Here is an 11,015-nt window from a genome sequence, read left to right as displayed (position 1 = left end):
TTATTTAAAGTGGATTCTGCTTTAGTGTAACATTATTTTAAATGATCCATCATATGCGGGTACTTTATCCATCGGTAAGAATTAACATTAAACTCTCTAACATAGGTGAAATCAGACCAAATTAATTTACTTCCTTTGGTCCATTTTAGAGACTGGATGCGAGCGTTCACTCGTAATTTCTCGTCTTCTGTCGCGGGCCTTAATTCTCCTAGTTCTGCATAGATTCTTACCCCAGGATAGGAGCTAAATTGTCCTTTAATAAAAGATGATAGCCAAAATAATTTGCTTGAATTTACAGCACTGATACAAACATTTTTATTTTGCTTTAAGTTTTCTGCTAATTGTTGAGAGAATGCATCAAATAGAAATCCTGTTCCATCATCATTCAAAAAGACAGTTCCAATTGGAGTAATATTTGGTATCCCATCGCGAGAAACACTAGCAATATTCGCATGCATATTTGCTTGCTGTGCTTTAGAAAAAACATTTTTAATTGTATTCCAGTTATTTGTATCTATAACCATTCTTATTTTTCCTTATTCTATATTTGTAGATATTTTTAAAATGAAATTGAATAAATCATTAATTGTAATTTTTTTAGGCGACAGTTATTGAATCTCCCCTAACCCCTCTTTGATAAAGAGGGGAACACCATTTGATTAGTAATGGGAACTCCCTCCTTTTTAAAAGGAGGGTTGGGGAGGATTTACTACTTCAACATCGGCTTCAAAAACTTCGCTGTATGCGAAATTTTATTCTTCGCAACCTGTTCAGGCGTTCCTTCCGCGATAATCATCCCGCCACCTGAACCTCCTTCTGGACCTAAGTCCACAATCCAGTCTGCGGTTTTAATCACATCCAAATTATGTTCAATCACCACAATGGTATTGCCCTTATTCCGTAGCTCATGCAGGATATCTAAAAGCTTAGCAATATCGTGGAAATGTAGACCTGTAGTTGGTTCATCCAAGATATACAGCGTTTTACCCGTATCACGTTTCGCTAGTTCACGAGCCAGCTTCACACGCTGTGCTTCACCACCTGATAGTGTAGTTGCAGACTGGCCTAAGCGAATATAGCCTAAACCGACTTGATTTAAGGTTTCCAAACGACGGTGAATGACAGGAATCGCGTCGAAGAAATGCATGGCGTCTTCCACCGTCATTTCCAACACATCCGAAATATTCTTGCCTTTATAACCGACTTCTAAGGTTTCACGGTTATAGCGTTTACCATGACAGTTATCACAAGGCACATACATATCAGGTAGAAAGTGCATTGCGACTTTGATCATGCCGTCACCCTCACAGGCTTCACAGCGACCACCTTTCACGTTAAATGAGAAACGCCCTGCGGCATAGCCACGTGCTTTGGCTTCTTGAGTCTGTGCAAAGAGTTCACGAATTGGGGTGAATAAACCGGTATAGGTTGCAGGGTTGGAGCGAGGTGTACGACCGATCGGACTTTGGTCGATATCAACTACTTTATCAAGGAATTGCAGACCATCTATCGAGTCAAACTTTTCTGCGGTTAAAGTGGTTGCACCATTCAGTTGAGTCGCTGCCAAAGGCAATAATGTACGGTTAATCAAGGTTGATTTACCCGAACCAGACACACCTGTGACACAGGTCATCACGCCTAAAGGAATAGTTAAATCTACATTTTGTAGGTTATGACCCGCAGCACCCATCAATTTAATTTGTTCATCAGGCTTTGGTGGTTCAGTACGTTTTTTCGGAACTTCAATTTTCAGTTTACCTGATAAATACTGACCTGTGAGCGAGTCTGTATTCGCGAGAATTTCATCATACGTCCCTTCAGCAATCACATGACCACCATGAATCCCTGCACCTGGACCAATATCAATAATATGGTCTGCTGCCCGAATCGCATCTTCATCATGCTCAACCACTAACACTGTGTTGCCTAAGTCGCGTAAGCGAACCAAAGTTTCCAGCAAACGGTCGTTATCACGCTGATGCAGACCAATAGATGGCTCATCGAGGACATACATCACGCCCATTAAACCTGCGCCAATTTGTGAAGCTAGACGAATACGTTGCGCTTCACCACCAGACAAGGTTTCTGCTGAACGCGATAGGCTTAAATAGTTTAGACCCACAGAGACCAAGAAATGCAGGCGCTCACGAATTTCTTTAAAAATCTTATCGGCAATTTCACCTTTAGCCCCATCAAGATTTAAGTCCTGATAATAGCTTTCAGCATCGCCAATCGACATTTTGGTAATTTGGGCAATGGTTTTGTCTTTGACACGAACATGACGTGAAATTTCGTTCAGACGTGAGCCACCGCAAGCATCACAGGCCGCATTGGATAAATACTGTGCCAAATCATCACGAACATAGTTACTTTCAGTTTCGCGGTAACGACGTTCTAAGTGCGGCAAAATTCCTTCAAAGGCTTGTACGCGGTTATGTTTACGACCACGTTCATCTATGTAACTGAGATCAACTTTTTCTTTGCCTGTACCATAGAGGAATTTCTTTTTAGTATCGGCATTCAGTTCATTCCAAGGCGTATCCAAAGAAAAACCAAAATGCGCCGCCACTTTTTCAATCATGCTGTAGTAGTACGGGCGTTGTCTGTCCCAACCACGAATCGCGCCTTGGCTAATGGAAACTTCTGGGCTTGGAATGAGTTTTTCAGCACTAAAATGGCTACGAGTCCCTAAACCATCGCAGGTTGGACAGGCACCAAAGGGGTTGTTAAATGAAAATAAACGTGGTTCCAGTTCTGCAACAGCACGGTCACATTCAGGACACGAGTGTTTAGCCGAAAAGACCCGATCGGGATGTTCACCGTTCATCCACGAGAGAATGGCAATATCACCACCGAGACGTAGAGCAGTTTCAAAAGATTCTGCAATACGGTTGCCGAGGTCATCACGGACTTTGAAACGATCCACCACCACTTCAATGGTGTGCTTTTTCTTTTTATCGAGTTCTGGGATCGGGTCGAGATCTACAATTTCACCATCGACACGGGCACGCACAAAACCTTGACTTTGTAGTTGTTCGAACAGGTTTGAATATTCACCTTTACGTTCCCGCACGACTGGCGCCAGCAGCATCAGGGCGGTCCCTTCATCTAATCCTTTTACTGCATCGACCATTTCCGACACAGTCTGAGCCACCATCGGCAAATCATGTTCTGGGCAAAACGGTGTGCCGACACGTGCGTAGAGTAGACGTAAATAGTCATAAATTTCGGTAATGGTGCCCACCGTAGAGCGTGGGTTGTGGCTGGTCGACTTTTGTTCAATCGCAATTGCAGGGCTTAAGCCTTCAATTGAGTCAACTTCAGGTTTTTCCATTTGTGATAGAAACTGGCGCGCATAGGCCGAGAGCGATTCGACATAACGACGCTGACCTTCGGCGTACAGTGTATCAAATGCAAGCGACGACTTACCTGAACCAGAAAGTCCCGTGATCACCACGAATTTGTCGCGGGGAATATCAAGGTTCACATTTTTTAAGTTATGGGTACGTGCGCCTCGAATACGGATATGACTTTGGCTCATAAAACTATCTCGAAATTGTGCAGATAAAGGAGGTATATGATAACGACTTATGCTTTGTTCAAGTGTTACAGATGATTTTATAGCGACAAATTATGTCGGCTAGAAGAAAAAATGCTGCTGATAGACTGTAGCTAGATTTGATGGTCGAGACAAGTCTCAAAGTAGAGTGACAGACTGAGAGTTGGAGATGAAAAGTTTGATATAAATATAGGAATAGAAGAAACATTAAAAATGTCAGGTGTATGGCAAAGCTAAAATGCTGTTGTCATTTGTATCGTTTGTCATACGCCTGAATGAGATCGTAATAGTTATGCTCTTATGCTGCGACTAACATGCGATGGCATAGCTACGTTCAAAGATTGAATCGACTGTTTCAAAAGCAAAAGGACGCGCGATGTCATGATGAATTCGCGCATAAAAATTAACCTCATGCTCAAGGGTTTGCAAGAAAGTGTCGTAGTCATCTTCAAAGTCAGGTAAGTCGAGTAAATCTTGTTGCCGACTTAAAAGACAATGATATTTTTTAATAAAAGCTAACATCAGTTTTTGAATGTGTGGATTGGTATAATAAATCAGATAGGTCGCGGCAGAACCGCAGTGTAAACAGCCTTTTTCAAGATAAATTTCTTCGTTATTTAGCCAGCAGCATTGTACGGTAAAAAATGCACGAATGGCTTCAGTACCTAGAGTATCAGGATGCATGGGAATGGCCCTCGAAAGTTAATTATGCAAATGATAATTATTATCATTGGTGAAGTTTAGTTTTAAATCCTTAAAATAGCAATCGCGTCATCTGAAAAAATACGATGTTTGGGCAATAAAAAAGCCCCGAAGAGTTCAGGGCTTTTGGGATCATTTGAGCTTTTAAGCGTGGTCTAAACCGAGCCATTGCTGTTGTTTATAAGCGCTGTCCCAAAATAACCATTCCAGTTCAGCCCCTTTACGGTAGGCTTTATGCATTTTCTCAATGGTATCGGCATCACAACGTGCAGCTACTTTATCAATGGTTGCAATCACATTGCGCACAGCTTGATTGAATTCTTCTCCAGCATAAGTATCAATCCAGGCTTGGTATGGGTTGTTAGCGATAGAGTTGCCCACAATGTCTTTACCGACTTCAGCATAAATCCAAAAACAAGGTAAGAGTGCCGCTAACACCACAGGATAGCTTTCAGACCATGCTGTTGCGGTTAAAAAAGAAGTGTAATGATGACAAGCTAATGTCAAAGGAGTTTCTTCAAATTGTTGTTTTGAAATCCCAAAGTTTTTCATAAAACCATCGTGCAAGCTGCGTTCCACTACAATTGCTTCTTTGGCCCCTTGGCTAAACTGAATAATGTCATCAGCATCATAAGCTTTGGCGCCACATACGGCGAGCGCGCGACCATAAGCCACCAAGTAATGTGCATCTTGGATGACATAATGACAAAACGCTTCTTTATTCAAGCTACCTGAAGCCAATTCTTGGTTAAAAGGCAAAGCCAATGTTTTTTGATATAAGTCGACATTACGTTGCCAAACATCTTGAGAAAAAGCCATTAATTTATCCTGAGAAAAGCCGAAATATGGGCAAGACTATAACAACTGTTGACTCGGAAGAACAATCCAACACTGTGTGGTGAGGAAATAAGTAAAAATTAACGAAGATGTTTTGGTTTCATCTACAAAAACGGTCATAATTGCGACCATAAAACTCAACCTGATTTTTAAGTTTTAGTTAATTTCCAAATTTTTTAAAGGTCGATCTGTCATGATGAAACATTTTGGTTTCTCTATCATTTTTACGATCGTGTGTCTTGCGTTGTCTGCGTACTGGGGTTTTACCCATGGACCAGAAGCGGGCTTAAAGACCATGTTTACTGCACTGACTATTACTGCCATTTTAGCGGTGATGGAAGTCTCTTTATCTTTTGATAATGCTGTGGTCAATGCGTCCGTGTTACGTGGTTGGGATCATTTTTGGAAAATGTTATTCCTTACCGTGGGTATTTTAGTCGCTGTATTTGGTATGCGCTTAATCTTCCCTGTCGCAATTGTGGCGGTAACTGCAGATATGGGCTTCGTTGAAGTCGTTCAATTGGCGTTAAATGATCCGAAGACTTATTCACAACGTTTGATGGATCATCATCCTGAAATTGCTGCATTTGGTGGCGCGTTTTTATTGTTAGTGTTTCTTAACTTCTTTTTGGATGAAGGTAAAGATACGCACTGGTTCCGCTGGTTGGAGCGTCGTTTGGCAAACTTGGCCAATGTCCCTGCAATGTCTGTATTCTTGGCCTTGATTGCACTCTTGGTGATGGCGGCGAATGTTGATGAAGCCAAACGTCTAGTCGTGACTATGGCAGGAATCTGGGGCATCGTGGTTTATATTGGTGTACAGGTACTGAGCCATTTACTCGGTGGCGAGCCTGAAATTGATGAAGATGGTAATGCAATTGTGCATGATGCCAATGGCGCAACGACAGGTGTCGTTAAAGCGGGTATCGGTGGTTTCTTATACCTCGAAGTTCTCGACGCATCGTTCAGTTTCGATGGTGTGATTGGTGCCTTTGCCATTACTTCTGATGTCGTGATTATCATGTTGGGCCTTGCCATTGGTGCGATCTTTGTGCGTTCGATGACCATTTACTTGGTCGAAAAAGGCACCTTGGATGCTTATGTCTTCCTTGAACATGGTGCGCACTATGCAATTGGTGCTTTGGCATTTATTATGCTGGCAAGTGGTACAGGTCTTCATGTTCCTGAAATTGTTACAGGTTTAATTGGTGTAGCCTTTATTGTTTGGGCCGTGATTGCGTCTATCCAATATCAAAAACATCAAGCCGTTTAAAGCAGCTTGTTTTGAACCGAAGAAAAGCGCAGCTCAGGCTGCGCTTTTTGTTTTTCAGATCAGGAACGCTTTTATTAAATATAAAATTCATGTCGCTAGTCGGATTGAATAGCCTATAATCTTGATCCAAGATTAATTCAATACAGTCTGTCTTCGTTTATGATGAATGCTTTAGAACGTCGTTCAACTTTTGCCTTAAGCAGTATTTTTGCCTTACGCATGTTGGGTTTGTTCATGATCATCCCTGTCTTTTCTGTAGCAGGGCAGACTTATGAATATGCAACACCTGCACTGCTCGGTTTAGCTGTGGGGATTTATGGTTTAACCCAAGCTATTCTACAGATTCCGTTTAGTCTGATTGCTGACCGTTATAGTCGGAAGCCTTTGGTGGTTTTTGGGCTGCTTCTGTTTGCTTTGGGCGGTGCAATTGCGGCAATGTCAGACACTATTTATGGGGTGATTATTGGTCGTGCTATTGCTGGTGGTGGTGCTGTTTCTGCTGTGGTGATGGCGCTCCTCGCCGATGTGACCCGTGAAGAAAACCGCATGAAAGCCATGGCAACCATGGGGATGAGTATCGGGGTTTCTTTTGCTGTAGCCTTTAGTTTGGGGCCGTGGCTTACAGGTTTGGTGGGTATTTCAGGTTTGTTTTGGGTAACGACCATCATGGGCTTGGCCGCCATTTCAATGTTGCTGTTGGTTCCAAAAGTTACCCGCCACCATCGAAATTTTGATCAAGGTTATTTGGCTCAGCTCAAACAAGTTTTAAAAATGGGTGATCTGAACCGCCTGCATGTATCAGTGTTTAGCTTACATTTATTGCTGACAGCAATGTTTATTTATGTCCCATCACAGTTGATTGATTTTGCCAAAATTCCACTCAATTCGCATGGTTGGGTGTACTTGCCATTGTTGGTGATTAGCCTGTTTTTTGCTTTCCCAAGTATTGTATTGGCTGAAAAATACCGCAAGATGCGTGGCATCTTTTTAACTGCGATTGGCGGTATTATTTTAGGCCTAGGCATTCTAATTTTTGGTTTTGAGTCAAAGTATATTTTGCTCACGGGTTTGGGCTTATTCTTTATTGCTTTTAATGTTATGGAGGCGTTGTTGCCCTCATGGTTATCGAAAGCCGCACCAATTCAGTCTAAAGCCACCGCGATGGGCGTAAATGCCAGCAGCCAGTTTTTAGGCGCTTTTTTTGGTGGCGTTACAGGTGGACAATTATTGTTATTAAACAATACTGCTTTGGGCTGGAGTATTCTGACTGGACTTGCCATTATTTGGTTATTGATTAGTTTTGGTTTGGCGCAGCCACGCTATTTATCTTCGATGGTGCTACGTTTACCTGAACATAAACAAACAGATGAATGGACTTCCCAACTTTTAGCGATTCGTGGTATTGAAGAGGTCGTGGTGATGTCTGATCAGCAAGTGGCGTATGTCAAGGTCGATAAGCAGCAAATAGATGATGCGACGCGACAAGATTTAACGCAGTTGTTAGGGAAAGAGGTAGCCATTTAAGCATAACTCTTATAAAGTAAATAATAGAAATAGATAGGAAGTAAACATCAGATGCGCGGTGTAAATAAAGTTATTTTAGTGGGCACATTAGGCCGAGATCCAGAGACGAAAACTTTTCCAAATGGTGGTTCGTTGACTCAGTTTTCAATTGCAACCAGCGACTCTTGGACAGATAAAAGTACAGGTGAGCGTAAAGAGCAAACTGAATGGCATCGTATTGTGTTACACAACCGTCTAGGTGAAATTGCGCAACAATACCTGCGCAAAGGCTCAAAAGTGTATATTGAAGGTTCATTGCGCACGCGCCAGTGGACAGACCAAAATGGTCAAGAGCGTTACACCACAGAAATCCGTGGTGAGCAAATGCAGATGCTAGACAACAACCGTCAGCAAGGTGAGCAAATGCAAGGCGGAAATGATGGTTATGCACAACCACGTTTCAACAATAACCAAGGTGGAGGTTATAACAATAACAACCAAGGCGGTTATGGTGGCAATCAAGGTGGTAACAACCAACAAGGTGGTTATGCGAACAATAACCCAAGTGGTTTTGCACCAAAAGCAGCACCTCAGTCTGCGCCTGCAACAGCACCAGCGGATATGGATGATGACCTTCCGTTTTAACTGGTATCAGGTATAAACCTTGTACAAAGTGATCAAAAAGAACTTGATTGATATCAAGTTCTTTTTTTATGTGCAGAGAAACTCAGATATTTTGGATAAGGCACTTTGTTTATTTTAAAGGGCTTAAAAATTGAAATTAAGACAATCAAAAAGCGAAGCCTCTGGATGGATGTGTTGTGGGACAGGCTTTATCGGCTATACCGTTTTTATATTCTTTTTGCTCTCAGAAAGAACACATGGCATCCATTATTTTGAAAATCTTGCTTTATTTAATCAAAATATACTGTATTTTTTGGCCTTTCTCTTAGTTACGTTATCTATAGGGAAAAAGCGTCTATTTACAGATGGGCATGGAAATAGCCCCGTATGGGTGGATAGGTATGTTGCCCCATTTGTATTTTTTTTATTAGGTGTCATATTCCCTGCGATGTTTTTTATTCTGATAATTAAATAAGTTAAAGTGATCATTTAATATCGTAGATCTTGTATCAATGAATTTATACAGTTCATTTTCAAGGGCTTTTCTGTTATGGATGTGCCTGCATTAAAGTGTCTTCATTGGAAACTCACAGTTAAATATTTGTTTTTTTATACTGTATTTTATTTTCTAAATATTGATCTGATAATTTAATTGTAATTCATCAGCATTTTTACCTCTAATTCCCCAGTTTTCTTTTGGGGTTTCAAATATTGTGATTTCAATATCATTGAAATCAATTCCACATAAATCATTAATGTTTTGAAATAGTGTGTTAATAAGGGCTTTTTTTGCTTCTTTTGTCCTGCCCTCAAACATAGAGATTTCGATAATGATGTAAGATTCTGTACGGTCTGATGGGTAAATAAAATGTTCTGATTCTAATGAAATGAAACGTTGAAACTTTTTTTCTATGGGATATTTCAGTGTTTTGGTTAACGCTTGGTGAATGGCAATACTTAGATGATCTCGATGTCTTTTTATGGTTTTATTTAAAGCATAGATTTTAATTTGGGCCATGACTTTCTCTATTTTTTAAAATGAAATTAATGGGGATAGATCATCATTCATCTTAACAGAGTGTATGCAAATTCATTTGAAAAAGATCATTGTTAGTTTGTACGCATTTAAGATGAACGGATTGAAAACCCACCATCGAATAGTGGGTTTTGGTCGCAAATTTTATTTTTTCAGTGAAACCCACATTGTAATTGTGGCACGAAAAACCAGTTCTTGAGCAGTGTTTTTAACTTCAACATTGACCACATAATCACTGCCTTCATTCCAAACAAAATTGGACTGTGCTGGTGTTGCCACTGCGACTAAATCAGTCGATGCTTTCTGTATATATTCTACTTGCATGCCTTTTGGAATCCAGCGGTGCGTATTGGGTACGGTCACATCGGTCATGGTGCCTCCGGCGAGTTCTGCCATATTACACATCGCAATGGCATGTACAGTACCAATATGATTCAACACAGCACGGTGTTTTTTTATGCTCACTTCGCAGTAGTCTGGGCGCAGTTGTTCGAATAATGGGGAGATACTGCTGAAATAAGGCGCCTTTAAACACAGCAATTTTGAAAATGTCCATTTCCCAGCAGGTTTGGCTTCTAGGGTTTTCCATATTTTTAAGGCTTGACTCATGGTGATGTCCTTCATGCATTATTTGAAGAATAATATTCTCATACAGAATATTATTCTGTATTTGGCTGATTTGACGACTCTGCTACACAAAAGAGCGAGTCTTGATTTATGATGAGCACAATAAAAAAGGAATGATGATGCAAAACATAGCCTTACTTGAACGAATTTATCCTGGTCGACGTGCGGAGCTTAAACGTCAGATTTTAAATTGTGCTTTACAACAGTTTATTCAGCAGGGTATCGAAAGCACGACCATAGAGATGATTCGAGATGCTGCTGAGACCAGTGTTGGGGCGATTTATCATCATTTTAAACATAAAGAAGGCATCGTTTCGGCTTTATATATTTCGGCTTTAAAGGATCAAGCGACTCAACGTATGCACGCTTTGCAACAGAGTCAAAACCTTAAACATGGACTGTATGCCGTTATTCATAGTTATCTGGACTGGGTAGAGCAGTATCCTGATTTTGCACGATTTTTATATGCAGCCAGTTACAGTGTGCAGCAAGGGATACATGCCGAAACGTTAAAGCAGGAAAACTTACAGCGTAATTTGCAATTAGGTCAGTGGCTGGCGCTTCAGCCTGATGCCGAGTACATGACTGCTGTGCCAGTTGAACTTCGCCTTTCTCTGATGATTGGACCAACAGAAAGCTACTGCCGTGCTTGGTTATCTGGTCGAGTAAGCCCTTTACCTACAGATTATGCAAACGTTTTAGCTCAAGCAGCATGGCAGTCTTTAAACGCATTTCAGATGTAAAACTTGATAGTGACAACTGTGAAAAGGGTAAAACTTAACGAGGGTTTTCTAATCTAAAAAACCGATAAATTTCATAAAAACTTACTGTTTCACCAATTTTTAATTTGCACG

General features: G+C 41.0%; 11 protein-coding genes. 5 read left to right on the top strand and 6 right to left on the bottom strand.

The window, feature by feature from the left end:
• Window positions 1-32 precede the first annotated feature (32 nt).
• From GBI16_RS12660 to tenA, 4 genes are all read right to left on the bottom strand, one after another.
• Window positions 33-524, bottom strand: a complete 492-nt coding sequence (locus GBI16_RS12660; RefSeq protein ID WP_086209140.1) for a pyridoxamine 5'-phosphate oxidase family protein — start codon at window positions 522-524, stop codon at window positions 33-35.
• A 185-nt stretch (window positions 525-709) separates the two neighbouring features.
• Window positions 710-3,541 (bottom strand): excinuclease ABC subunit UvrA, encoded by a 2,832-nt coding sequence (gene uvrA / locus GBI16_RS12655; protein WP_151707192.1) that lies wholly within the window; start codon window positions 3,539-3,541, stop codon window positions 710-712.
• A 327-nt stretch (window positions 3,542-3,868) separates the two neighbouring features.
• A complete protein-coding gene (locus GBI16_RS12650) occupies window positions 3,869-4,243 on the bottom strand; it encodes a hypothetical protein (protein WP_086209138.1) in 375 nt (124 codons plus the stop codon).
• A gap of 162 nt (window positions 4,244-4,405) precedes the next feature.
• Entirely contained in the window at window positions 4,406-5,080 is a 675-nt protein-coding gene (gene tenA / locus GBI16_RS12645) for a thiaminase II (RefSeq protein WP_086209137.1), read from the bottom strand.
• 211 nt (window positions 5,081-5,291) lie between these two features.
• Between tenA and GBI16_RS12640 the strand changes: the two genes are divergently transcribed.
• The 4 genes from GBI16_RS12640 (at window position 5,292) to GBI16_RS12625 (ending at window position 8,973) form a co-directional block, all read left to right on the top strand.
• Complete coding sequence (locus GBI16_RS12640; protein WP_086209136.1) at window positions 5,292-6,371, top strand: DUF475 domain-containing protein; 1,080 nt, start codon at window positions 5,292-5,294, stop codon at window positions 6,369-6,371.
• Between the two features lie 159 nt (window positions 6,372-6,530).
• A complete protein-coding gene (locus GBI16_RS12635; protein ID WP_086209135.1) occupies window positions 6,531-7,895 on the top strand; it encodes an MFS transporter in 1,365 nt (454 codons plus the stop codon).
• A 51-nt stretch (window positions 7,896-7,946) separates the two neighbouring features.
• Window positions 7,947-8,519 (top strand): single-stranded DNA-binding protein, encoded by a 573-nt coding sequence (gene ssb / locus GBI16_RS12630; protein ID WP_086209134.1) that lies wholly within the window; start codon window positions 7,947-7,949, stop codon window positions 8,517-8,519.
• A gap of 130 nt (window positions 8,520-8,649) precedes the next feature.
• Window positions 8,650-8,973 (top strand): hypothetical protein, encoded by a 324-nt coding sequence (locus GBI16_RS12625; protein ID WP_139841354.1) that lies wholly within the window; start codon window positions 8,650-8,652, stop codon window positions 8,971-8,973.
• A gap of 153 nt (window positions 8,974-9,126) precedes the next feature.
• Here GBI16_RS12625 and GBI16_RS12620 read toward each other — a convergent pair whose 3' ends face one another.
• Together GBI16_RS12620 and GBI16_RS12615 are read right to left on the bottom strand one after the other, a co-directional pair.
• Window positions 9,127-9,516, bottom strand: a complete 390-nt coding sequence (locus tag GBI16_RS12620) for a tautomerase family protein (RefSeq protein WP_086209132.1) — start codon at window positions 9,514-9,516, stop codon at window positions 9,127-9,129.
• Between the two features lie 162 nt (window positions 9,517-9,678).
• A complete protein-coding gene (locus GBI16_RS12615) occupies window positions 9,679-10,143 on the bottom strand; it encodes a hotdog fold domain-containing protein (RefSeq protein ID WP_086209131.1) in 465 nt (154 codons plus the stop codon).
• A gap of 137 nt (window positions 10,144-10,280) precedes the next feature.
• Between GBI16_RS12615 and GBI16_RS12610 the strand changes: the two genes are divergently transcribed.
• A complete protein-coding gene (locus GBI16_RS12610) occupies window positions 10,281-10,904 on the top strand; it encodes a TetR/AcrR family transcriptional regulator (protein WP_162900247.1) in 624 nt (207 codons plus the stop codon).
• Window positions 10,905-11,015 lie beyond the last annotated feature (111 nt).

Origin of the sequence: Acinetobacter sp. TUM15064, assembly GCF_008980265.1 — a bacterium.
GTDB lineage: Bacteria > Pseudomonadota > Gammaproteobacteria > Pseudomonadales > Moraxellaceae > Acinetobacter.
The sequence above is the reverse complement of the archived record's forward strand: the minus strand, read 5'-3'. Positions and strand labels throughout refer to the sequence as shown.